The organism is Streptomyces sp. NPDC001709, from assembly GCF_053596375.1.
This window is the reverse complement of record NZ_JBSFGB010000007.1, coordinates 16,596-39,288: the sequence shown is the minus strand read 5'-3', so window position 1 is coordinate 39,288 and position 22,693 is coordinate 16,596. Positions and strand designations below refer to the sequence as shown.

19 protein-coding genes are annotated in these 22,693 nt (G+C 71.1%); 11 read left to right on the top strand and 8 right to left on the bottom strand.

From position 1 onward, the window contains the following. Positions 1-36: 36 nt before the first annotated feature. Complete coding sequence (locus ACWC0C_RS12750) at positions 37-729, bottom strand: twin-arginine translocation signal domain-containing protein (RefSeq protein ID WP_449200188.1); 693 nt, start codon at positions 727-729, stop codon at positions 37-39. Positions 730-1,064: 335 nt separating this feature from the next. Between ACWC0C_RS12750 and ACWC0C_RS12745 the strand changes: the two genes are divergently transcribed. Then, the gene (locus tag ACWC0C_RS12745; RefSeq protein WP_449200187.1) at positions 1,065-1,760 is read left to right on the top strand and encodes a hypothetical protein; all 696 of its coding nucleotides are present in this window, start codon (positions 1,065-1,067) and stop codon (positions 1,758-1,760) included. An 83-nt stretch (positions 1,761-1,843) separates the two neighbouring features. Here ACWC0C_RS12745 and ACWC0C_RS12740 read toward each other — a convergent pair whose 3' ends face one another. Continuing rightward, positions 1,844-2,437 carry a hypothetical protein gene (locus tag ACWC0C_RS12740; protein ID WP_450863700.1) on the bottom strand — a complete coding sequence of 198 codons (594 nt, stop codon included), beginning with the start codon at positions 2,435-2,437 and terminating at the stop codon, positions 1,844-1,846. A gap of 241 nt (positions 2,438-2,678) precedes the next feature. Then, positions 2,679-3,680 carry a LysR family transcriptional regulator gene (locus ACWC0C_RS12735; protein ID WP_450863698.1) on the bottom strand — a complete coding sequence of 334 codons (1,002 nt, stop codon included), beginning with the start codon at positions 3,678-3,680 and terminating at the stop codon, positions 2,679-2,681. A 27-nt stretch (positions 3,681-3,707) separates the two neighbouring features. Here ACWC0C_RS12735 and ACWC0C_RS12730 point away from each other — a divergent pair, with 27 nt between their 5' ends. The 5 genes from ACWC0C_RS12730 (at position 3,708) to ACWC0C_RS12710 (ending at position 9,299) form a co-directional block, all read left to right on the top strand. Further along, positions 3,708-4,934, top strand: a complete 1,227-nt coding sequence (locus tag ACWC0C_RS12730; protein ID WP_450863696.1) for an MFS transporter — start codon at positions 3,708-3,710, stop codon at positions 4,932-4,934. A 36-nt stretch (positions 4,935-4,970) separates the two neighbouring features. Beyond that, positions 4,971-5,297, top strand: coding sequence for a tautomerase family protein (locus ACWC0C_RS12725; protein ID WP_449200183.1), 327 nt, complete (start codon positions 4,971-4,973; stop codon positions 5,295-5,297). A gap of 133 nt (positions 5,298-5,430) precedes the next feature. Beyond that, positions 5,431-6,870 carry an FAD-dependent oxidoreductase gene (locus tag ACWC0C_RS12720; protein ID WP_450863694.1) on the top strand — a complete coding sequence of 480 codons (1,440 nt, stop codon included), beginning with the start codon at positions 5,431-5,433 and terminating at the stop codon, positions 6,868-6,870. A gap of 44 nt (positions 6,871-6,914) precedes the next feature. Then, positions 6,915-8,198, top strand: coding sequence for a multidrug effflux MFS transporter (locus tag ACWC0C_RS12715; RefSeq protein ID WP_449200181.1), 1,284 nt, complete (start codon positions 6,915-6,917; stop codon positions 8,196-8,198). A 186-nt stretch (positions 8,199-8,384) separates the two neighbouring features. Next, entirely contained in the window at positions 8,385-9,299 is a 915-nt protein-coding gene (locus ACWC0C_RS12710) for a LysR family transcriptional regulator (protein ID WP_449200180.1), read from the top strand. Between the two features lie 58 nt (positions 9,300-9,357). Here ACWC0C_RS12710 and ACWC0C_RS12705 read toward each other — a convergent pair whose 3' ends face one another. From ACWC0C_RS12705 to ACWC0C_RS12685, 5 genes are read right to left on the bottom strand one after another with little or no spacing between them, the layout of a single operon-like run. Beyond that, the gene (locus ACWC0C_RS12705) at positions 9,358-10,296 is read right to left on the bottom strand and encodes a DMT family transporter (protein WP_450863691.1); all 939 of its coding nucleotides are present in this window, start codon (positions 10,294-10,296) and stop codon (positions 9,358-9,360) included. Then, positions 10,293-12,578, bottom strand: coding sequence for a WD40 repeat domain-containing protein (locus tag ACWC0C_RS12700; protein ID WP_450863689.1), 2,286 nt, complete (start codon positions 12,576-12,578; stop codon positions 10,293-10,295). The genes ACWC0C_RS12705 and ACWC0C_RS12700 overlap by 4 nt, the downstream gene beginning before the upstream one ends. After that, on the bottom strand, positions 12,575-13,918 hold the full coding sequence (locus ACWC0C_RS12695) for a lysine N(6)-hydroxylase/L-ornithine N(5)-oxygenase family protein (protein WP_450863688.1): 1,344 nt from the start codon (positions 13,916-13,918) through the stop codon (positions 12,575-12,577). The genes ACWC0C_RS12700 and ACWC0C_RS12695 overlap by 4 nt, the downstream gene beginning before the upstream one ends. Then, positions 13,911-15,473 carry a class I tRNA ligase family protein gene (locus tag ACWC0C_RS12690; protein WP_450863686.1) on the bottom strand — a complete coding sequence of 521 codons (1,563 nt, stop codon included), beginning with the start codon at positions 15,471-15,473 and terminating at the stop codon, positions 13,911-13,913. Before ACWC0C_RS12690 ends, ACWC0C_RS12695 begins: the two co-directional genes overlap by 8 nt. A gap of 44 nt (positions 15,474-15,517) precedes the next feature. Then, a complete protein-coding gene (locus ACWC0C_RS12685) occupies positions 15,518-16,309 on the bottom strand; it encodes a 2OG-Fe dioxygenase family protein (protein ID WP_450863685.1) in 792 nt (263 codons plus the stop codon). Between the two features lie 853 nt (positions 16,310-17,162). Between ACWC0C_RS12685 and ACWC0C_RS12680 the strand changes: the two genes are divergently transcribed. The 5 genes from ACWC0C_RS12680 to ACWC0C_RS12660 are packed head-to-tail and all read left to right on the top strand — an operon-like array spanning position 17,163 to position 22,680. After that, the gene (locus tag ACWC0C_RS12680) at positions 17,163-18,098 is read left to right on the top strand and encodes a hypothetical protein (protein ID WP_450863683.1); all 936 of its coding nucleotides are present in this window, start codon (positions 17,163-17,165) and stop codon (positions 18,096-18,098) included. Then, positions 18,095-18,910, top strand: coding sequence for an alpha/beta fold hydrolase (locus ACWC0C_RS12675; RefSeq protein WP_450863682.1), 816 nt, complete (start codon positions 18,095-18,097; stop codon positions 18,908-18,910). The genes ACWC0C_RS12680 and ACWC0C_RS12675 overlap by 4 nt, the downstream gene beginning before the upstream one ends. Continuing rightward, positions 18,907-21,111, top strand: a complete 2,205-nt coding sequence (locus tag ACWC0C_RS12670) for an isocitrate/isopropylmalate family dehydrogenase (protein ID WP_450863680.1) — start codon at positions 18,907-18,909, stop codon at positions 21,109-21,111. Before ACWC0C_RS12675 ends, ACWC0C_RS12670 begins: the two co-directional genes overlap by 4 nt. Next, on the top strand, positions 21,108-21,812 hold the full coding sequence (locus ACWC0C_RS12665; protein WP_450863678.1) for an RraA family protein: 705 nt from the start codon (positions 21,108-21,110) through the stop codon (positions 21,810-21,812). Before ACWC0C_RS12670 ends, ACWC0C_RS12665 begins: the two co-directional genes overlap by 4 nt. Beyond that, positions 21,799-22,680 (top strand): DUF6282 family protein, encoded by an 882-nt coding sequence (locus ACWC0C_RS12660; RefSeq protein WP_450863676.1) that lies wholly within the window; start codon positions 21,799-21,801, stop codon positions 22,678-22,680. The genes ACWC0C_RS12665 and ACWC0C_RS12660 overlap by 14 nt, the downstream gene beginning before the upstream one ends. Positions 22,681-22,693 lie beyond the last annotated feature (13 nt).

The window sequence follows — 22,693 nt, the reverse complement described above, 5'->3', positions numbered from 1 at the left end:
GTCAGGTGGCGGGGCGCGGTTCGCCGGTCCCGGTTCTCAGGCGCTCTGGTTGACCGTGACCGGGAAGCCCTGCAGCATGCCGGCCTGGTTGCCGTTCTGGTCGAGGAGCGGCACGTTTCCGCCGAGCATGTACCCCTGGTTGGCGGGCGGGAACGCCTTGAGCAGGCCCGAGCTCAGCGTGGCGGGGTTGTTCGGGTCGGTGGACAGGACCAGCGGCGGGCTGCCGTCCTTCGGGGCGACCGTGAGCTTGAAGAGCAGCTTGATGATCATCTCCGGGAACGGCGGGACCGGGGGGACCGCCGTCGGGTTGCCGGGGTTCATCTGCAGCAGGCTCAGCGGCGTGATCGTGGTGTCCGACTGCTCGATGGTGACCGTCTGGGTGGGGGTGTCCGCGACCACCTTGTGACCGACGACCTCCAGGACGAGACCGGTCTCGTTGCTCGTACGGACGCAGACGTCGATGCCACCCTTGAAGTCGAGGTTGACGACCCCGGTGTTGAGCTGTAGCGGGACGTTGGAGGCGTAGCAGCTGCACGGGATGTCCACGCCCACGGGCGGCAGCGCGAACGGGAACGAGGGCTGCAAGGCGGCGATCCGCTCCGCCTCCGCGGCCTGGGCGGTACCCGGCGCGAGAGCACCGGCGCCGACCGCCGCGGCGGTGACTGCCGCCCCCTTCATGAACCCGCGGCGGTCGCTGCCGCTGCCGGTGATCTCTGCAGACTCAGTCATCCGTCTGTTCTTCCTTTCTCTCCGGTGAGTGGGTGGCACCTGGGCCGTCCAGACGGCCGCTGCCACCCCGCGTCGCGCATGCCCGGTTCGTCACGGCCGCGCCGAGTCACGTATACCGCGTAAATTTGATGAACCATCAAAATCCACTTATTTCGTTCGATTGGTGCCTTTCTGGTTCTGGCGGCATGGGCCCGCGCACCGCATGACGCGCCGCCATGTCCGCTTTTCTTGCTTATCGCCATGTTTGATACATTTGATGGTGGATCATGCGTGGTCGGGTTCAGGGTGGGGCGAGCCGCCACGGCCCGCTCAGGGCAACGGAAAGGACGTTCGTCATGACGGATGGGCAGGAACCGGCCGGGACTACGGGAGCCGGCCGTTCGGCGCGCCGAAGCGGGGCCCGCCGGGTCGGAACGTGGTGCACGACGGTCGTACTGGCGGGTACGGCGGCGACCATGGGCGCGAACCCGGCGGTGGCCGCCGGGAAACCCCATCCGACGCTGGTCGACCAGCCGCAGAAGCGGCCCGTGGTCATCGAGCCCGGTCGGACGGGCCGGGCGAGGATCGAGCTCAAGAACACCGGCAGGCAGAGCGCGCGCAACGACGCGCGCATGTACATGGAGGTCTGGGCCCCCTACGGCACCCGCTTCACGGAGAACAGCCTGACCCCGCTCCACGGGGCGCTGGGTGGATGGGCCTGCACGGGCGAGGCGTACCGGCCGGGTGTTCCGTACGAGAGCACGATTCTGCGCTGCTTCTCCGACCGCCACGGGCTGGTCGCCCGCGCGGGCGGAACGGCCGCCTGGCAGGTCAAGATGAAGGTCGTGCCCGGCACACGGGCTGGAACGCTGTCCCGCACCCCCTACAAGCAGGGAGCCGCGTTCCACTTCAGCTACCACGGGAAGGCCGTCTGGGCGACCATGTCCCTGAAGGTCAGGACTTCCGGCAAGCCGCGAACCGGGAAAGTGGCGCGGCGGACCACCATCAACGCCGCGGCAGGCCACGGGAATCACCGGAGTCCCCGGAGCTGACGGGGACGCCGGGCCGGGCACGCAGCCCCGGGCGCGCATCGAGCAGGGACTGCGGCCGGGGCGCTGCCGGGGAAGGGGAGCCGTCAGGGTGTCGCCGCAGCGACCGGCGTACGGGCTTCCAGGGTCATCGCATTCGAGTCCCACCAGGTGCCAGAGCCGTGGCCGGGGGAGTGCAGCCGCAAGGACGCCCAGCCGTTGGCGCTCCTAGTGCCTGCCGGCAACTCCGCGGGAACCGCGATGTTCACCTTCCAGTGCCATTCCTTGGCGGGCGGCGGCCCGCTGTAGCGGTCCGTGCAGACCATGTGCTTGCCGTTGTGCTCCATGGGGGTCATCCCGTCGTACATCCGGCAGGACCACCCTCCCGGCGCTTTGCCGACCGGGGTCACCTTGGTGTCGGCCAGTCGCATGAGTTCCGGTGAGTACACCGTCAATGTCAGCTTGTCGACGCGGGAGGGCAGGTCCCCCGTCTTCGTGATCCCGAACGTCACCGGGCCGGACGCGCCCGACTTGATGAGGGCGATCGGACGCTGGGGGCTGTCGGTTCCCCAGTGCGGCTGCGGCGTGCCTGGTGCGGCAGTGGCCGGGGCAGGGCCGCTGCCCAGGGTGAGCGCGGCGCCCGCGGCAAGGACCGCGGCCCCCCACCGTCGTACATCGGTCATCATCTGTGCCTCTCCCATGCTTCTGGCGGGTGTCGGTTTCGAGGCGGCGGCCGTGCGCACGGTGCGCCCCGTGGGATCGGATACTCAGCCCTTGCTCGGCCGCATCCCCCCGTCCCGCGCACCGACATGCCGAAGGCTCACCTGATCGCCACGCGCACGCGGCGCAGATCGGGCCGCAGCGGTCCGAGACCTTCCGGGCTGGAACGGACGCCGCGTCGGCGAGTTCCGTAGGGGCCAATCCGACTTGACGGTCTGCCGGTCAGTCCCGCAGTAGGCGGTCCCGGTGGGCCAGCAGGAAGTTCCTGAACTCCGCCACCGGAGCCGTCACTTGGCGGCCGCGCAGCCAGATCAGGGCGATGTCCCTGAGTACGCCCGGGTCGTCGACGTCCAGTTCCACGACGCCGGGCCGCGGGACCGCGGGGGCGGGCAGCAGGGCCACGCCCAGGCCGGCGGCCACCAGGCCGCGGAGGGTCTCCACCTCTTCGCCCTCGAAGGCGACCCGCGCGGTGAAGCCGGCCTCGGCGCACAGCCGGTCGGTGAGCTGCCTGAGGCCGTAGCCCGAGGGCAGGCACACGAAGGCGTCGTCCCGGACCTCCGGCAACCGGGCCCGGCGGCGCCCCGCCAGGTGGTGGCCCTCGGGCACGACGAGGCGCAGCCGCTGCCGGTGCACCCGGCGGGCGGTCACATCGGGCTCGTCGGGCGGCGGTGAGATGAGCGCGAGGTCCAGCTCCCCGGACCGCAGCCGGGACAGCAGCGCGGCCCCGTAGTCCTGCATCAACTGGAAGCGGATGCGCGGACGGTGCGCACTGAACGCGCGCAGCAGGTCGGGCACGGTGGACGGGCCGAGGGTGTGCGGGAAGCCGAAGCTGATCCGGCCGCTGTGCGGATCGGCGTCCTCCCGCACGGCCCGGCCGCCGCGCTCGGCGTGCACCAGGGCGCGTTCGGCGTGCGCGAGCAGTGTGCGGCCCGAGGCGGTGAGCCGGACACTGCGACCGTGCCGGGACAGCAGCTGCACCCCCAGATCGGCCTCCAGGCGGGCGATGCTCCGGCTCAACGTCGGCTGCGGCACGCCCAGTTCGGCGGCGGCCCGGGTGATGTGCTGGGCCCGGGCCACGGCCACGAACTGGGCCAGCCGGGGCGAGAGCAGCAGCGCCGCCGCATCCGGAGCCAGTACGACCGGCGCCTCGGCGCGCTCGCCGGCGTCCTTCCTGCACTCATGCGAATCTGCATCAGTATCGCGGTGTTCTTCCATTGGACGCATCGATCGGTGCTCCCTAGCGTCACGTACATGGTGGATACACATAAGGGGGCCGATGCCCCCGCCCCGCTCTCGCCGCCGACCGACGACTCTAAGCTCGTCCCCGGAACGCGTGCCTACCGCCGCGCCACCACCGCGCTCTTCGCCGCCGGCGTCGCCGTCTTCCTGCTGCTGTACGTCACTCAGGGCCTGCTGCCCGAGATCTCCGCCGAACTGCGGATCAGCCCGGCCGAGGCCAGTCTCACGGTCTCGGCGACCACCGCCGCGATCGCCGTCGCGCTGCTGCCGCTCAGCGCGCTGTCGGAGAAGTACGGGCGCACGCGGGTCATGACCGCCTCCGTGTTCACGGCGACCGTGATCGGGCTGGCGCTTCCGTTCGTCACCGACATCCGTGCCTTCGTCGCGCTGCGCGCCCTCCAGGGCGTGGCCGTGGCCGGGCTTCCCGCCACGGCCATGGCCTACCTCGCGGAGGAGGTCTCGGCCCCGGCTCTCTCGTCGGCGATCGGCCTGTACCTGGCCGGCAACAGCATCGGCGGCATGAGCTCGCGCTTCGTGGCGGGCCTGGTCGCGCAGTGGACCGACTGGCGGGTCTCGCTCGGCGTGCTCGGCGCCCTGGCGCTCCTGTGCGCGGCGGTCTTCCGGCTCACCGTGCCCCCGGCCGCCAACTTCCGCCCCGCGCCCGTCAATCCGGCGGCGGTGGCCCGCTCGGCCCTGGGGCATCTACGCACTCCGCTGCTGCTGCGGCTGTACCTCCTCGGCGCCCTGTTCATGGCGGTCTTCGGCGCGGTGTTCACGGTGCTGGGCTACCGGCTGTCGGCGGCACCGTTCGGCCTGCCCGAGGGGGTGATCGGCGCGTTCTTCCTGATCTACCTGGTCGGAACGGTGACCTCGACCTATGTCGGCCGGCTCGCCGAGCGCTTCGGGCGCCGTACCGTCCTCTACGCGGGCATCGCGGTGGCCTCCGCGGGTGTCGTGGTCACCGTCCTCGACAGCATCGCGGCGATCGTGGTGGGGCTCGTCCTGGTCACGTTCGGCTTCTTCACCGGCCATGTCATCGCGTCGAGTTCGGTGAGCGGCACCGCGACCACCGGCCGCGCCCAGGCCTCCGCCCTCTACCTGACGATCTACTACATCGGCAACAGCGTCGGCGGCACCCTGGCCGCCTCCGTCTACCACGGCGCCGGGTGGCCGGGCGTGGTCGCGGTGTGCCTCGTCTCGATGGGCCTGGCGGCTCTGATCGCCGTACGCGAGATCTGAGCGACCGCCCCCAGCCTGCACGTATCACGAATCGTGATGATTCCCAGAGCGGATTGCGTCTTGGACGGCCCAGGGCCCGGTGCTGGACTGGATCCACGACGGATCCCGGGTCATCGGCCGGGGACCGTGCGTCATCGGTACAACCCTCGAACCCGGAGAACCACGATGCCTCTCATCCACGTGCAGCAGACCCCCGGCAAGACCGCCGAGCAGAAGGCCGAGCTGGTCCGTGAGCTGACCGACGCGTACGTCAAGGCCACCGGCAGCAAGCCGGAGAGCGTGTGGGTGACCGTGCAGGAGATCGGCACCGACAGCTGGTCGATCGCCGGCGAGACGCTCGCCGCCCGTGCCGCCAAGGGCTGACCCCCCCCCGGGCCGGCCCGTCGGTCAAGGACGGGCCGACGGGCCGGCCCCCCAAGCCGCCGTTTCCGGGCCGAATATCCCCCGTTTCACCCGGAAACGGCTCCCCTCTTCGGACAGGAGTTGATGAGCCGCCGTGAGTGACGTGCTTGACACCGCCGTACCGTCCGCAGCCGCAGCCGATCCCACCGAGCCCGTCGATCTGCTGGTCGTGGGGTGCGGTGCGGCCGGCCTTGCGACCGCGGTCAGCTTCGCCGAGAACGCCCCGGGCAGGCGGGTGCTGGTCCTGGAGCGGTCCAGCCGCTACAACCGCGGCGGCAACACCACCTGGACCGGCTCGTTCTTCCGGCTCGCCGCGGACGGCACACCGGCGGACGACTTCGAGAGCCGGATGCACGAGCTGAGCGAGGGGCAGTCCGACCCCGAGTACATCTCGGCCCTGTGCGAGAACGCGGAGCCCACCGTGCGCTGGCTCGCCGGCCGGCACGGTGTGGAGTTCGAGACCCGGCCGACCTACTTCGTCACGGCGCGCGGCCCCCGGCTGATGCCCGCCGGAGGCGGCGCCGGCCTCGTGGACAAGCTCGCCAAGTCCCTGGAGAGGCTGGGCGGTTCGATCACCTACGGGGCACGGGCCGTCTCGCTGAGCACCGACGCCCTCGGAGCGGTCGACGGCGTCCACGTCCAGGAGAGCGGCAGGACCCGGCACATCTCCGCGCGGTGCGTCGTGCTGGCGTGCGGGGGCTTCCAGGGCAACCCGGAACTGCTGGAGCGCCATGTCGGCCCGACCGGCGGCGCGTTGCGGCCCATCGCACCCGGCGGCAAGAACAACAAGGGCGAGGGCATCGAGATGGCGGTGGCGGTGGGAGCCGCCCGCAGCGGACAGTACGACCGCTTCCACGGCGAGCCGGTGGACCCGCGCAGTCACCAGGCCGAGGCGCTCGTCATGGCCTATCCGTACGGGATCCTCGTCAACGCCGACGGGCGCCGCTTCCTGGACGAGGGCTCGGACACCCCGGACAACACGTTCGAGGAGGTCGCCTACCGGATCTGGCGGGAGGCCCGGCAGTCCGCCTACCTGATCTGCGACGCCAAGCTGCTGCGGATCGAGGGCCACGAGCGGTCGCTGCTGACGGACAAGGACCCGATCACCGCACCCACCATCGACGAGCTGGCCGGCAAGCTGGACCTCCCGCCGGACGAGCTCGGCTGGACCGTGGACCGGTTCAACGACGCCTGCCGGCCCACCGCTCCCTACGATCCGACCCGGCTGGACGGCAAGCACACGGTGGGCCTGGTGCCCCAGAAGTCCAACTGGGCGGTGCCGCTGGACTCGGCGCCGTTCATGGCCTGGCCGGTGCACTGTGCGATCACCTTCACCTTCGGGGGAGTGCGCATCGACGCCCGCTCGCGGGTGCTGACCGAGAAGGGCGAGCCCATCGCGGGCCTGTACGCCATCGGCGAGACGGCCGGGCTCTACTACAGCCGCTATCCGGGGGCCACTTCGGTGCTGCGGGCGCTGACCTTCGGCCGGATGGCCGGGGCGGAGATCGCCCGGGCGCCGGTTCCCGCCGGCTGAGTCCACCATCGACTCATCCCTGACCAAGGAAGTTGCCACGTGCCATGAAGACCGCATCAACACGCACGCCGTACGCGCTGTTGCTCGCCGTCCTGTCCTCGCTGAACGCGGGTGGCCTGTTCGCCTCCGACATCAACCTGCCGGGCGTACCGGCCACCGCGCACGCCTTCCACACCCCGGTCGCGTCCGTGCAGTGGACGTTCAGCGCGTTCATGATCGGCATCGCGGTCTCGCAGGCCGTCTACGGGCCGATCTCGGACGCCTACGGCCGCAAGCGCGTCATCGTCTCCGGGCTCGGCCTGTTCGTCCTCGCCTCGCTGGTGTGTGCCGCGGCGCCCACGGTCGAGGTGTTCGGCGCCGGCCGGCTCCTGCAGGCGCTGGGCGCCGGCTCGGGCATGGTGCTCGGCCGGGCGGTGATCAGTGACCTGTACGAGGAGAAGGACGCGGCCCGGATGTTCGCCACGGTCATGCCGATCGTCGGTGTCTCCCCGTCCGTCGCCCCGCTGATCGGCGGCTATCTGACCACCTACGTCTCCTGGCGCGCGCCGTTCGTGGTCACCGCGCTGATCGGTCTGGTGACCCTGGTCGTGATGGTGACCGCGATCCCCGAGAGCCTGCCGCCGGAGCGGCGCAGCAAGCACCTGGGGGCCACGCTCAGGGGCTACCCGAAGCTGCTGGGCCGCCCGCTGTTCTGGGCCTACACCGTCAACCTGTGCGTGGCGTACGGGGGTTACTTCGGCTATCTGGCGGCCTCCCCGCTGGTGTTCGAGAAGATGCGGCTGGCCACCGAGACCACCAGCTACTGCTACATCACCGTCTCGATCGCGTACGTCGCGGGCAACCTCACCTCGCGCACCCTGGTCCGCACCCGGTCCGTCAACCGGCTGCTGTGGGTCGGCCACGGCTTCTTCCTCGTCGGGGCACTGATGATGCTGGGGCTGGGACTCAGCGGGGCGGGCGGGCGCTGGGGCCTGCTGGTGCTGCTCTTCATGCCGGTGATGACGTACGGCAACGGCTTCCTGCTGCCGCTGTCGATGAGCGCCGGGGTGACCACGTTCCGCTCGACCGCCGGCTCGGCCTCCGGCCTGATGGGCGCACTCCAGCTGCTGGCCGCCTCACTGGGCATCTACCTCTCCAGCCGGCTGCCGGCGGGCGACCTGTTCGCCCTCGGCTGGTTCGTCCTGGCCGCCGCGGTGCTGGGAATCTGCGCCTTCGCCCTGTTCCTTTCCCTCGCGGCCCGGCAGACGGCCGCGGCACCCGCCAAAACCGGCCATATCCCCGGCGACAACAGGCCGGTCGCCGATTTGGAGGGAGCGGCCGCGGACTAAGGGCCGTGCGGGTTAAGGGCTGTACGAGCACGGGCAGCGGTGCCCGCCCCGGTTTCGGGCACCGCTGCCGTATGTGCGAGGATTCCCCTGCGGCGGTTCCGAAAGCGGATATTCCGCTATTCAATCCCGGGTGAATGCTTTTTCGTTCAACCACAGGAGTCGCCCACACGAGGATTGGGGGGGCCTGTGGAACTGCGCCAGATCCAGTACTTCGTCGCCGTCGCCGAGGAACTGCATTTCGGCAGGGCGGCGGAGCGGCTGCACATCGGCCAGCCCGCGGTCAGCCAGCAGGTGCGCCGGCTGGAGCGGGAGCTGCGCACCCAGCTGTTCGACCGGTCCAGCCGCACCGTCACGCTCACCCCGGCGGGCCAGGCGCTGCTGCCCGAGGGCCGTGAACTGCTGAAGGCGCTGGACTCCTTCGTCGCCAAGGCGCAGCGGCTGGCCACCCAGAACGAGGCCACCTTCCGCGTCGGGATCAGCTCCGCCCTCGGGCAGAGGCTGGACGACTTCCTGGACGCACTGCCCGGTTCCGGGTCCGGCACCCGCTTCGAGTTCCAGACCCTCGATGCCCACAGCCGGCTGGAGGAGGTGCGGGCCGGGCGGCTGGACGCGGCGTTCGTCCGTGGCGTCGAAAGCGCCCCCGGCCTGCGGCTCCTCACCCTCTGGTACGACCCCTTGGTGGCGGCGCTGCCCGCCGCGCACCCGCTGGCCGAACGGGCGAGCCTGAGCCTCGCCGACCTCGCGGGACTGCCGCTGCGCATCGCGTCCCGCAGCGAGAACCCCGTGCTCTACGACACCGTGGTCGCCGCCTGCCGGAAGGTGGGCTTCGAACCCACCCTCGGCCCGCCCTTCACCGGGCTCCAGGACACCCTCGCCGAGATCGGCGCGGGCGCCGACGGCTGGACGCTGATGTATCCGACCGCGGCCGACACGGTCTCCTCACGCCGGATAGCGCTGCTTCCGCTGGACGGGGAACCCGTCACCATGCGCATGTTTCTCGCCCTGCGGGAAAACGCCGACCCGGCGCGTCTCGAACTGCTCACCGCGACAGCCGCACGAGTTCGCCGAAAGATTGCGGAAGAAAACCGACGGCCGGCCTGACCGAGGCTTTCTCTTCGGAAAGGCCAGGCAGCCGCGGGAATTCCGTCCGCCAGGAAGTTCAGCGCGAGCGTTGGCTGTTGACGAGTGCCGCGCCGATGAGCGAGATCACCCCGCCGATCAGTCCCAGAGCGGTGGGCAGCGTGTGGAGGAGGACCAGGGAGACGACGATGGTGATCACGGGCAGCGCGTACAGGGACGAGGTCGTGGTGGAGACGCTGAGCCGGGTCATGGCGTAGTTCCACAGCAGGTAGGCGATGGCCGCCGGGAACACACCCAGGTAGACGACCACGGCGATGCTCCCGGCGGAGGCCGCGCCCACCTCATGGCCGAGCCGGCCCAGGTAGGGGAGCATCATCACGGTTCCCAGCACCGTCACGAAGGCGTTGAACTCCGCCGAGCTGTACCGCCCGAGCAGCGGCTTGGACAGCACGAAGTACAGGCTTTCGGCGATCGCCGCGGCGAGGACGTAGAACGCGCCGACGTTGATCTGCACCCCGGCCTGGTCGGCGAAGAGCATCGCCACGGTGCCGGCCACACCGAGGCCGACACCCACCCAGCCGACCACCGCCACCCTCTCGCCCAGCATGAAGGCGGCCAGGATGGTGCTGAACACGGGAACCTGCCCGACGATGAAGCTGGCCGTACCCGGACTGACCGTCGATTCACCGTAGTTGACGCCCAGGTTGTAGATGACGATGAGCAGCAGGGCGCACAGCAGGAGCAGCGGGAGGTCACGGAGTGCGGGCAGCCTCAGGCGGCGGCGGGCGGTGACCACCCAGATCGCGATGACGCTGACCGAGGCCACGGTGTACCGCAGCAACGCCATCGGCCCGGGGCTGAAGTCGTGCAGGATCGCCTTGATCCCGACGAACGCGGACGACCACAGGGTGAGGGCGACACCGAGGGCGAGCCAGACCCGGACGGATGTGGCGCGGGCGGTGTCCGGCCGGACGGGTCGGGTGCCGGTGGCGGCGCCGGGAGTCTGCTCAGCGGTCATGAACGGGTCCTGTCTACGAGTATGCCGCCGAGCAAGGCGTGCAGATGCCGTCGTCGTCCGGCACGGTCGATGCCCTCGTGCCGGTACCAGTCGAAGCTGTGCAAGTGGTCGGGGAGGTCGGCGGGTGGCGCGGCGGCGTTCACGATGACTGGCAGCCATCGTATGCGTCGCCCCTGCGCCTCGGTATGCGAGGTGAGTTGCGCATAGGGAGCCGCGAGCGGGCTCGTGGACCAGTGCCGCAGGGCGTCGGTGATCAGCAGGATGCTCGCCGTGGAGCGCTCGCTCGTGCTCACCAGCCGCGCGGGCTCGGCGATGCCGTGGGCGGTGCGCAGGCCGAGGATGGCCAGTTGCGAGACGAGCGCACCCGCCGTGTCCCGGTCGCCGGGCAGGTGCCAGACGGTGACGTCGGCATGGTCCGGCAGCGGCAGTTCCGCGCCGAGCAGCAGCCGTTCCTGCCGCTGCCGCTCGTCGTCGATCCGCTCGTCGAGTACGGCGATACGGTCGTCGAACCCGTCCGGCAGGTCCTCCTCGCCGAGCGCCCACGTCCCCGTGGCCGCCGGGTCCCAGCGGTGCGGCCGGTCCGCTGTCCATCCGGTGACGGTGGCCGTCCCGCGCAACGGCTGTCCCGCCCCGGGGTTCTCGCGGGTGATGCGCCGTACGAGCAGTTCGGTGAGCAGCTCCCGGTGCGTCTCGGTGTCGGCCGCCACGCGTACCGTCAGCCCCTCCTGGCCGTCGCGTTCGGCTTCGACCCATACCCGGTGCTGCCCCTCGGTGGCAGCGGTCAGGGCCTGCCGGGTGGCCGACCAGTGCCGGAACAAGGTGGTGTTGACGATGTGGCCGAACACCTGGGCCGCCGTGGTGCGTACCCCGCGGTCCCACCGCAGCCGAACCGCCGGTCGGCTGCCGAGGCCGGCACGGGCGGGCGGGGTGCTCGGCAGCGCCTCGGGGCTGTGCAGGACCCAGGGCTGCCCGGTGCTGTGGATCCACGCCCGGCTCGTGTGCACGAGCAGCGCGCCCGCCAGCGCCGTGCCGGACCGGGGCAGCGGCGGGTGCCGGCGCAGGTCCACGGTGTCTTCACCGGTCGCCGTGGCGGCCCGGATCGCGGCTCCGGCCGCTTCGGCCACCGCACGCGTGTCGGTCGCGGCCACCCGACCGCCCAGGAGCGCGAAGTCACCGGTCGCCGTGCCCCGTTCGACGGCCGCGCGTGCCCAGCCTTCCGGTTTGCGCAGGTCCGGCAGGCGGCCGGCGATGATGCCGGCCACGTCGTGGAGCACGGCGTACCCCCGGCCGGCGCTGTCCGCGTCCCGGATGGCCTGCCGTAGCTCTTCGGCCAGGGGCGGGCAGGCCGGCTCGCAGACCGGGCCGGGATCGGACAGCGGCCAGATGCGCACCTCCCGGCCGCTGGTGTCGGTGCCCGCGAGGAGATCCGCGGTGGGGCTGGCCTCCAGGCAGCCGGTCCATCCGGGGTAGGCGTCCTGCACGTGCCACAGCGGCCGTCCGGTGCGGGCGTCCCACACGCCGATGGTCTGATCGTGGGAGAGCGTGGCGAGGACGCCGCCGGTGTGGTGCACGGTGACCCGGGCGACCGCGCCGCCGTGGGCGCCGAGCAGCAGGCGCGGCCGGACCGGATCGGTGTCCCAGACGCGGAGTTGCCCGGCCGCGTCGCCGACGGCCAGCCCGTCGCGCCACCAGCACACGGTCCAGATCGCCCCGCCGCCCGAGTCGAGCCGCTCGGCGACCTGCCACCGGGCCGTGTCCCAGATCGTCAGGGCGGAACCCCGGCAGGTCGCGGCCAGGTGGGCGCCGTCGGGCGACCAGGCGAGGCTGAGCAGGACCCCGTACGGGCTGGACAGCGGGGCGGTCACCGGATGGCCGTACTGGTCGGTGACCATGGTGCGGCGGTCGCCGCCCGCAGCCGCCAGCGAGCGGCCGTCCGGGGACCAGGCGACGGCGTTGACCCACCGTCGGCCCTGCTGGGGTGTCGACACGCGCTCGCCCGTGGTGGTGTCCCATACGGCCACCACGCCGTCCTCGGCCCCCGAGGCCAGGCGCCCGCCGTCCGGGGTCCACGCCAGGGTGCGGACGGAGCCGTCGTGCCCGGCGAGGGTGGTCAGCTTCTCGGCCGTGCCGTCATCGAGCCGCCACAGATGGATCAGGCCGTCGTTGCCTCCGGTGGCCAGCCGGCGGCCGTCCGAGGACCAGGCCAGAGCGCACAGGCCGGTGGGGTGGGCGGCCCAGCCGGTGATCGCCGGCGGGGCCGCCCGGTGGTGCCGCCCGGTCATAGACCAGCCTCGGTGGGTACCGTGCGAGGCAGTTCGCGCGAGGTCGTCGTCTTGCCGCCCCAGTCGATCGTGGTGCCGTCGACGTCGACGTCGTAGAGGTAGCGGCCGGCCAGACTGTTGACGATCACCGCGCTGCGCCAGGCCATACCGGCGAAGTTGGGGTCGATCCAGCCATGGGTGTGCAGGGCCATGTTGTGGACGAAGACGCGGTTGTCCGGCGGTCCGTCCCAGCGCAGGGAGAAGTCCTCGTCGACCTCCAGCAGGCCGTCCGCGTCCAGGGACAGCCGGTGGCGCAGCCGGTCGAGGACGGCCGGGACGGCGTTGGAGAACCCGGTGGCCAGGATCACGATGTCGGCTTCCACGGCCTCGGTACCGGTGGGCCCCTCCATCTGCACCAGCCAGCCGGAGGCGGCCGGGGAGACCTTGGTGAACTCGCGGTCCACCAGCAGCCGGTGCCGCAGCCGGTGTGTCTCCAGGTAGTCGAGCTCGTACAGCCGCCGGTGGATGTCCTCCAGCAGCGGCTGGAGGATGGCGTCACTGGACAACTTCTGCAAGGGCAGCAGCCGTTGCCGCTCCTGGAGCGGCTGTGCGTAGAAGTGGCGGGTGTAGCCGGGGACGTACAGCTCGTTCGCGAAGGGGGACTCGTCGAAGGGCGCGAAGTTGCTGCGCCGGGTCACCCAGGTGACCTCGCCGGGCAGCCGGGAGGTGCCGCTGATCAGGTCGTGGAATATCTCCGCACCCGTCTGGCCGCCCCCGATCACGGCGACGCGCTTGCCGTGCACGTCCAGGTCCCGCAGCAGGTACTCCGTTCCGTGGAAGACGGTGGTGCCCAGGTGCTCACGGGCACCCTCGGGCACGTAGGGCTCGCGGCCGACGCCGATCACCACGTCCTTCGCGCGGTACCGGCCCCGGTCGGTGTCGGCCAGGAAGGCCCCGTCGGCGTGCTCCAGGCTCCGCACATCGGTGCCGAACTGGACGGTGTCGAGGCTCCGGCAGATCCACCGGAAGTAGTCACTGAACTCCGCACGCCGCACATTGGGGTAATCGGCGACGATGAACCGGTTCAGCCTGCGCTGTTGTGCGAGGTAGTTCAGGAAGCTGTAGGGGTTGGTGGGGTCGGCGAGCGTCACGCAGTCCTTGAGATAGGGCGACTGCAGGGTGGCGTCGCGGAAGAGCAGCCCCGGATGCCAGCTGAACTCCTCCTTGCGGTCGAGGAACCGGGCGGTGAGGTCGTCGGCCTTCGTCAGCAGGGCGGCCGTACTCAGGTTGAACGGTCCCACGCCGATGCCCAGGACATCGAGTTCCTCGACGGGTCGGTCTGCTGTCTGGGGCTCAGACATGGTCGCTCCTCACGTGGCTGACGCCGGCCAGTTCCTGTGCGGTCAGTGGGGCAGTGGGTGCGGGCCAGGCGCCGGGCCCGTCGATGGTGTCCCGGCCGAGCGCGGGCAGACTGGGACGCCCGAGCCGTCCGAGGCCGGCCCACAGGTCCGCCGCGAGCGTGGGCATGAAGGGTTCGGCCAGCAGCGCGAGACCGGTGAGCCAGCCGGCGTCGGGCAGCGCGGGACGGCCGTCCAGCCATGCGTCGAGCACGGCCACCGCGGACGGCAGCGAGAAGGCGGCCCCCGGCTGCAGATGCCGTCCCTGCTCCGCGACGGTGCGTACGATCCGTTCGGCCTCCTCGCCCGAGACCTCGCCGGAGCCGGGCCGGGGGAGCGGGTCCGCCAGGCGGGTGCGCAGCCGGTTGACGGACTCGGCGAATCCGTCCGCGGTGAAGTTGCCGCTGCCGGTCTCCAGAGCGACGTGGCTCAGGTGGTACCGGAGTTCGTCGGCGCTCGCGGAGGTCCGCGACAGGAGCTCGTTCAGCCAGATGCCGTGCTTGCGGCTGGTGGAGACCTTCTCCCCCTCGAAGTTGAGGAAGTAGTTCGTCACCATGTGGTCGAACGGCTTCAGGTCCCCGTGGGCGAGGGCGAGGGCGTGACTGGCGCCCACCCCGCCCACGGCGTTGTCGATCCCGAACAGGCCGACGGTGATCACGTCGGACTCCCGGTGGAACGGGTTGGACGCCGCGTTCCGCAGCCGGCGGTACAGCTCACCGCAGTACAGGCTGAACCCGAAGTAGGGGTTGCTCAGCACGCCGTCCGGTCCCGCCAGCTCGCTCTCGATGCCCCAGTCGCCCGGCTGGGACAGCCGTACCCGCCCTCCGGTCTGCCGCAGATACGCGACGGCGATGTCGGCGAAGTCGCCGGCCACGTCGGCCGACCGGACCCTGTCGATGATGTCCTCGACATTCGGCGGGCTGAGGTACCAGCTGTCGAACTCCTCCCACACGAGCGGGCCTTCGTCGAGCCGGGACCGGGGCTGAAGGATCTCCGAGGGCTGGTAGTGGTAGCCGCACTCCTCACAGGCGTTCCCGCCGCCCGGGGTACGGCAGTGCGGGCAGGTGCCCTGGAGCCAGACGCCGATGACGTACCGGCCGGAGTCCTTGGAGCGGGGTACGGGGTCGGCGATCCTCTTCGCGGTGCCCCGGGCGGCCAGCGCCTTCAGCAGCTCTTCGTGGACTTCGGTGTAAGGGCGGGTGTGGTTCTCGTCCAGCGGTGAGACCCACTGGTCGAGCTCGACACCGAGACTGCGCAGATCGTCTCCGATCAGCGAGTGGTAGCGCCAGCAGGTCTCCGCCGGACTGCGGTGCGCGGTCAGCGCCTCCAGCTGGATCCAGTTCTCGTAGGCGTCGGTACCGCTGATCACGGAGACGTCATGGCCTTCACGACGCAGGTGCCGGGCGATCACATCGCCGCGCAGGTAGGCGCCCGCGGCATGACCGATGTGCATGCGCCCGTTGGGTGTCGGCTGCATGGGGACGATCAGGTACCGCTTCGCCGATGTCTTGGTGAACACCGGACTTCCTTTCAGGAGTGCGGGCAGGGAGAACGGCGCAGCACTCAGATCTGCGGCACGTAAGGGGTGAAGTCGACCAGCAGGACGCAGCGTTCTCCGCGACGGGGCTCGGGGCCTCGCCGGACGGGACTGACGTAGTGGCTGACCCGCGGGTCGTGGACGGCGTAGGAGTCCAGGGGGTTTTCGAGCGTGAACTGGGCCTGCAGCAGTTCCCCGGCCACCTCTTCGGGGCGCAGGCCCGCGCACCGGGGCGGAGCGATCACGTTCACCCCGCCGGTAACGTTGTCACGGCTGATCAGGTGGGCGAAGGTGAACGGCTCGCCGTCCTGGTGGAGTTCGTTCGGGGAGGACACGGCTTCGACGTCGGCCTGGTCGACGGCCAGCTTCACGAAGTGGACGCCGACGTGCACGAGACCGGTGCGGAGTTCTTCCGACTGGGCGGCCTCGGCGGCGTCGAAGAGGATGATCTGGCGCAGCAGTTCGTTCGCCTGGATCTCGGCCGGTATGGCGGGGAAGCGGCGGTACTCGCCCGCGTGCTCGGGGTTGTGCGTGCCCTGGTAGTACACGGTCACCGGCCCCGCGGCCGGGTCGTCGACCGGCGGCGTCCACATCAACGTGTGTTCCCACGGGACGTACACGGCGCGGCCGTACCGGCGGTAGCGGTTCGTGCCCTGCCCGTACGGGTCGGGCGGCAGTTCGGTGAAGGCATCCGACAGTTGTTTGTGGAGCGCGCCCGGGTCGTCGTCCTCGACACGGCTCAGGAAGGTGTCGCCGGCGTAGCGGGTGAAGCCGTCCGTAAGGAGGCGCGAAAGGACAGGGGCCGCCAGGGTTCCCATGATTTCCCCGTTCTGGTTCACTGCAGGGTATGCGATTCTGTCGCCACTCGAAATGACTGGCCGCGCGCTGTCGCGGGGCGGTCCCGGGTCACTTCGGAATATGTGAAGCGTGGTCGGGAAGCGAGCGCGGAAAATCATCCGCAGATGGCCGCTTTCGTTGATCGTTACATTTGGTTCCGGGGCGATGCAAGGATGAGTTCTGGTCAGAATGGCCGGATCCGCCGCGCCTTGGGGCGGGGTGCCGGGCCGGCGCACGGCTCATCACCAATCATGATGGCTGTCAGAACAGATTGAGTCTTGGACGGTCCGGGCATCGGTGCTGAACTTGGTGGCGGCGGTGCGTTCCGCGGACAGCGGCGCCAACCGTCCGGTAGCTCGTCATGCCTGATCGGGGGACAGTCATGCCTCTTACGTTCGTACTGCGCGCGTATCACCGTGGCTGCGGGGCGTATGCGAATCGTAAGTCCCTGCCGTGAAAAGACTCGCGAGGGTAGCCCGAGTTCATACGCCTGTAAACCAGCGCGACTTGCGCCGCCGATGTTGACGGCGATACGTTCATTACGCCTTCGGGGGTCGCGGGTTAGCGATGTGATTGCGTAATCGGTGCACCACCGAGAACTCCGGGTCCGTCCGGCAGTATTCCCATGCGGAAATTTGCCGATGTGTCATACGGGCCCGTTGAAGCACGACCAAGGCAACGGGGCACGGGGGAGATCATCAGTGTCGTTAACCGGCTGGCAATGCCGGTTTTCCGTCGCGGTTCGCGATGCAAACCATCGCCCGCGGCCGATTGCTCAACGCCGAGCACCCCTCGTCCTCACCGCCGCCACCTCGGACATTCAACGGAGGAGACATGGTCACCAATCTCGATGTGACGCTGCGGGACGGGGGTTACCGGAACAACTTCGGCTTCTCGCTCGACTACGCCCTGCACCACGCCAGTGAGAGCGTGGCTGCCGGCGTCGAGTGGGTGGAGATCGGGTACCGCAAGGGATCCTTCCAGCCCAAGCCGGGCGTGGGGCTGACGGGCGTGGGCGCCGACGACTACATACGGGCCGTGGCCGAGGTCATACCGCCCGAGCGTATCTGCATGATCCTGCACCCGAAGAACATCGAGGACGCCGACCTCACGCAGATGTTCGAGGCGGGCGTCCGGCTCGTACGGTTCTGCCTGCCGTCCAAGACACCCGAGCCGGGGCTCGCCATGCTGCGCAAGGCGGCGGACATCGGCTTCACCACCACCGTGAACATCACCCGCGTAAGCCAGCTCGACCGGCGGCGGCTCGTGGAACTCGCCGCGCTGTCCGAGGACGCCGGCGCGGACGTCATCTACCTGGCGGACTCCAACGGCAGCCTCCTGCCGGACGAGGTCTCCCGCCTGGTCACCCTGGTGCGCTCGGTGACCGGCTCCGCCATCGGCCTGCACGCCCACAACAACCTGGGCCTGGCCCTCGCCAACTCCATCGCGGCCGTCGACGCGGGCGCCACCTGGATCGACTCCTCGGTCCTCGGCATGGGCAAGGGCCCCGGCAACCTGATCACCGAGCAGTGGCTGGCCTACCTCGGGCGCGCCGGCCGGGCCGACCGGTACGACCTCGGCCGGATCCTCACCCTCGCGCACCGCATGGAGTCCGAGATCGCCGAGGCCAGGCCCTCGCTGCCGCTGCCCGACCTGGTCCTCGGTCACTTCGACCTCTCCGTGGAGGAGCGCGGCAAGCTGCCCGCGGACCACATCGGCGCCGCCTTCAGCGCCGCCCGCGAGCTCACCTCCCCGGCGGTAGCGGCGTGACCTCGCAGTCCGCGACACCGGTGCCGACGCACACCACCGCGTCGGCACCGGCCCCGGTCGCCGTAAGCCTGGGCGACGAGCGGGCCCCGCACACCGCGTGCGTGCTCGCCCCCGTCATGGCCCAGTGGGACCACGGAACCTTCCTCCTACCCGTCGCCGGGGCGCTGACCGCGGCCGGCCACCGGGTGACGGTCTACGACACCCTGTCGCTGCTGCGCGAGGGCGACGACCTCGCGGCGCTCGCCGGCCGCTGGGCGGAGATCCTCCGTGCCGAGCAGCCCGATCTGCTCGTCGGCAACGCCCTGGGCGGCGCCCTCGTCCAGCAGCTCCTCGACCAGCCGTGGACCCATCGGGCCCGCGTCGTCCTGCTCTCCGCCCCCACGGTGGCCGACGGGCTGCTCGACGCCACCCTGGAACGCATCGCCGCCGCCGTGCACTCCCACGGCACGACAACCGCACTGCGCCTGCTCGACGAGGTGGTACGTGGCCCGGCGGGACCCGTCCCCGCCCGTGCGGAAGACCCCCACGACCTCGATGACGACCCGCGGTACGGATGGCGACTGGCCACCGGACTGCGCCTGCTGCGCCGCGCCGACGCCCGCCGCGGCGTCGAGGCCTTCCCCGGCAGGCTGCTGCACGTCTACGGCACCGAGTCGAACCTTGTCCAGCACCACCACCTCGCCACCGGCCCCGGGCACACCCGCGTCGGCATCCCACGGGCAGGCATGCGCCCCCACGCCGACCAGCCGGAAGCCACCCGGCGCGCCATCACCGCTTTCCTGGAACGACCCGCCAACGAAGAGGACACATGAACAGCAAGACCGTCGCAGTCCTTCCAGGTGATGGCATCGGCCCCGAAGTACTCGATGCGGCCCTCCCGGTGATCGACGCCCTCGGACTGCCCCTCACCCTGGAACACGGGGACATCGGGTGGGAGTTCTGGCGCACCGAGGGCGACCCGGTGCCGCAGCGCACCTGGGACCTGATCGGCCGCTCCGACGCCGTACTGCTCGGAGCCACCACCAGCAAGCCGGGGCGCGAGGCCCTCGCCGACCTCGAACCGCACCTGCGCGAACAGTCCCCGCGCTACATCTCCCCCATCATCCAACTCCGCCAGCGCCTCGACCTGTTCGCCAACCTCCGGCCGGTCGAGAACCACCTCGGCGGCACCCCGTACCGCTTCTGCGTCGTGCGCGAGAACACCGAGGGCCTCTACGCCGGACTCGACTGGGACCGGGTGCCCGAGGAGCTGTGGCCGCTCGTCGCCGACCACCCCAACGCCCGGCTCAGCGGCCCGGACGGCACCACGGCGAGCGTACGGATGCTCACCCGGCACGGCCTCGACCGCATCCTGCGCTTCGCCTTCGAACACGCCCGCGCCCACGGGCACCCCCGCGTCACCCTCGCCGACAAACCGAACGTCCTGCGGCACAGCAGCGCGTACGCCCGCGAGCGGCTGGAGGAGATCGCGGCCCAGTACCCGGAGATCGAGTACGAGATCCTCAACGTGGACGCCGTGGCGCTGTGGATGGCCCGGCGCCCGGAGCGCTTCGGTGTCATCGTCGCCGAGAACATGTTCGGCGACATCCTCTCCGACCTCGGCGGCGGAGTGATGGGCGGGCTCGGCCTCGCCCCCAGCGCCAACATCGGGGAGAACGGCAACTACTTCGAGCCGGTGCACGGCAGCGCCCCGGCCCTCGCCGGCACCGGCCGGGCCAACCCGCTCGCCGCCTTCCTCACCATCGGCCTGCTGCTGGAACACCTGGGGTTCGGCGAGGCCGCGGGCGAGGTGCGGGGCGCGGTCTCGCACGTCACACGCCGCCGCGACCGGGTGACGTACGACCTCGGCGGTACGGCCACCACCACCGAGTGCGCCGCGTCCGTGCTGGACGCCTGCGGCGCCGTACCGCGCACCCACAGCGCCGCCGTCGTCACCGTCGGGGACGAACTGCTGCGGGCCGCCCTGGACGACACCAACGCCGGCGAGGCGTCCCGCAGGCTCGCCGACCGCGCGGTGCCCCTCCGGATCCGGCACACCGTCGGTGACGACGAGGCGGCGATCGCGGACGCCGTGCGCGCCTCCATCGGCCGGGACGACGTCGTCGTGGTCATCGGCGGTCTCGGTCCCACCTCGGACGACGTGACCCGGATCGGCGTCGCCCGCGCACTCGGCCTGCCGCTGGAGCACCGCGAGGAGGCCTGGCAGGGTGTCGTCGAGCGGCTCACCCGCTTCGGTGTCGCCGTCCACGACGACAACCGGCGCCAGGCGCAGTTCCCGCAGGGCGCGGACCTGCTGCCCAACACCAACGGCACCGCCTGGGGCTGCCGCCTCGACATCCGGGGCACCACGGTGGTGATGCTCCCCGGCCCGCCGCGCGAGTGCCTGCCCATGCTCGACGCCGTCTTGCGTGACGGCCTGCGCCACCTTCCCGAACCGGAGCCCGTCACCACGGTGTTCCGCCGCACCCTCGGAGTCATCGAGGCGGACGCCGCCGCCGCGGTCGACGCCCTCGTCCGCGACCTGGGGCTGAACGTCAAGCCCGCCTACCGCTGGCACTACCCCTACGTGGACATCCGGATCGACTGCCCGCCGGGCAGCGCCGCGGAGCTCGCCAAGCGACTGGACGACATGCTCGGGGCGTACGTGGTCACCAGCCGGGAGCGCACCGCCGTCCAGGAACTGGCCGAACTGCTCGACGCCCGCGGCCTGGCCCTGGAGACGGACGACCGTGTCACCGGCGGCCGGTTCGCGGCCGAGCTGGCCGCCGAACGGCGCACGGCCGGGCCCGGGACCGCATCCGGCCGGCTCTCCGTGACGCTCGACGCGACCTGGGACGGCGGCGGCCCGGACGACCACAGCGGCACCGTCCGCCTCCGGTGCACCCTGAACGACCCCGCACAGAAGCACACCGGCGAACTGACCGTCCCCAACCGGGGCCCCGAAGTCACCGCGTACGCCTGCCAGTTCGCCGCCTGGACCCTCGCCCGCCGTCTTGTGGAGGAGACCGCATGACCACCGCACCCGCCGGCCCCTTCCTGGACAGCGCCCTGCGTGCCCGCCTGGCCCGGCTGGACACCGCCGCCCTCTCCGACGCGGTGGACAGCCTGCGGGCGGCGCCCTGCGTGCTGCCGGGCGTCGCGGCGCGCGTCCCCGGCACCGTGGCGTTCGGTCCGGCGTTCACCGTGCGCTACCGGCCCCTGGCGGACGACGGCGCGTTCCACAACGCCGCCAACTACATCGACGACGTGCCGCCCGGTTCCGTGGTGGTCGTCGACAACGGCGGTACCGGCGCCTGCACCAACTGGGGGTCCCTGCTCACCTCCGTGGCGCTGCGCCGGGAGGTCGCGGGCACCGTCGTGCACGGCGCCGTCCGCGATGTGCGCGAGACCCGCGAGTCCGGATACCCGCTGTTCAGCTCGGCCGTCACCATGGTCAGCGGCAAGAACCGGGTGGTGCTGGACCGCACCGGCGTCGCCCTGGACATCGCCGGCACCGTCGTCGAGCCCGGCGACCTGGTCTTCGCCGACGACAACGGCGCGCTGCGCATCCCCGCCGGCCTCGTCGAGGAGGTCGTCCGCCGGGCCGAGGCGGTCGAACGCACCGAACGGCGCATCCGGGAGGCCGCCCAGGACGGCACCCGCCTCGACGAGGCCCGGGCCCGATTCGGCTACGCCCGCCCGTGGGAGGACGAGGGGCACGATGACGCTCACTGACCCCCGGCCCACCAGCCCCGATCAGGCCGGGTTCGTCGACGTCCACTACCACGTCGGCCCGGACGCCTACGTACGACGGCACACCGCGGCCTCGGCCGGCGCCCGCTACGCCCGGCTCGGCGGATGGGTGGTCCTGAAGAACCACCTGGGATCCACCGCGGCCCAGGCGTGGGAGGCCCGTCAACAGGGTCTGCCCGTCTCGGGGTCGATCGTGCTCAACGACATCGCGGGCGGCCTGGACCCCCGGCTCGTCGAGCAGGCGGTCATCCAGCACGGGGAGGACAGCGGTCTGCGGCTCGTCGTCCATCTCCCCACGGTGACCGGACGCGCCCACAAGAGCCGTCTGGCCCGAACCCCGGCCCACCCGCTGCTGGCCCGGGAGGGTCTGCGTCCGCTCACCGTCACCGACGAGGGCGGCACACTGCGCCCCGAGGTGCGCGAGATCCTGCACATGGCCCGCGACCTGCCGCTCGTGATCTCCACCGGCCACGCCGACGGACACGAGGTACGCCTGCTGGTCGACGAAGCGGTGAAGCTCGGCGTACCCCGTCTGATGCTCAACCAGCCGGCCAACCCGCTCACCGGCCTGACCTGCTCCGACCTGCTGGACATCGCGTCGGCGGAACAGGTGTGGACCGAGCAGACCGCACTCACCCACCTGCTGGACTACCAGGACTGGGACGACTTCTCCGCCGTCCTCGCCCGGGTCCCGCGGGTGGTCTACAGCTCCGACCTGGGACAGACCTCCCAGATGGACATCGAGGAGTGGCGGACCGGCAGCCAGGACTGGTTCGCGAAGGCGGGCCTGGACGAGGCGCGGATCACCGAGATCGTCCGGGACGCGCCGCTGAGAATGCTCGGCGTGTGAACAGGCGGGCGGG

Excerpts from the sequence above, each read along its gene's own strand:
- ACWC0C_RS12735 (WP_450863698.1), bottom strand. The coding sequence starts at position 3,680 with ATGCGTCCAATGGAAGAACACCGCGATACTGATGCAGATTCGCATGAG.
- ACWC0C_RS12695 (WP_450863688.1), bottom strand. The coding sequence starts at position 13,918 with ATGTCTGAGCCCCAGACAGCAGACCGACCCGTCGAGGAACTCGATGTC.
- ACWC0C_RS12740 (WP_450863700.1), bottom strand. The coding sequence starts at position 2,437 with ATGGGAGAGGCACAGATGATGACCGATGTACGACGGTGGGGGGCCGCG.
- ACWC0C_RS12660 (WP_450863676.1), top strand. The coding sequence starts at position 21,799 with ATGACGCTCACTGACCCCCGGCCCACCAGCCCCGATCAGGCCGGGTTC.
- ACWC0C_RS12750 (WP_449200188.1), bottom strand. The coding sequence starts at position 729 with ATGACTGAGTCTGCAGAGATCACCGGCAGCGGCAGCGACCGCCGCGGG.
- ACWC0C_RS12700 (WP_450863689.1), bottom strand. The coding sequence starts at position 12,578 with ATGACCGGGCGGCACCACCGGGCGGCCCCGCCGGCGATCACCGGCTGG.
- ACWC0C_RS12670 (WP_450863680.1), top strand. The coding sequence starts at position 18,907 with ATGAACAGCAAGACCGTCGCAGTCCTTCCAGGTGATGGCATCGGCCCC.
- ACWC0C_RS12705 (WP_450863691.1), bottom strand. The coding sequence starts at position 10,296 with ATGACCGCTGAGCAGACTCCCGGCGCCGCCACCGGCACCCGACCCGTC.
- ACWC0C_RS12745 (WP_449200187.1), top strand. The coding sequence starts at position 1,065 with ATGACGGATGGGCAGGAACCGGCCGGGACTACGGGAGCCGGCCGTTCG.
- ACWC0C_RS12685 (WP_450863685.1), bottom strand. The coding sequence starts at position 16,309 with ATGGGAACCCTGGCGGCCCCTGTCCTTTCGCGCCTCCTTACGGACGGC.
- ACWC0C_RS12665 (WP_450863678.1), top strand. The coding sequence starts at position 21,108 with ATGACCACCGCACCCGCCGGCCCCTTCCTGGACAGCGCCCTGCGTGCC.
- ACWC0C_RS12715 (WP_449200181.1), top strand. The coding sequence starts at position 6,915 with ATGAAGACCGCATCAACACGCACGCCGTACGCGCTGTTGCTCGCCGTC.
- ACWC0C_RS12725 (WP_449200183.1), top strand. The coding sequence starts at position 4,971 with ATGATTCCCAGAGCGGATTGCGTCTTGGACGGCCCAGGGCCCGGTGCT.
- ACWC0C_RS12730 (WP_450863696.1), top strand. The coding sequence starts at position 3,708 with ATGGTGGATACACATAAGGGGGCCGATGCCCCCGCCCCGCTCTCGCCG.
- ACWC0C_RS12680 (WP_450863683.1), top strand. The coding sequence starts at position 17,163 with ATGGTCACCAATCTCGATGTGACGCTGCGGGACGGGGGTTACCGGAAC.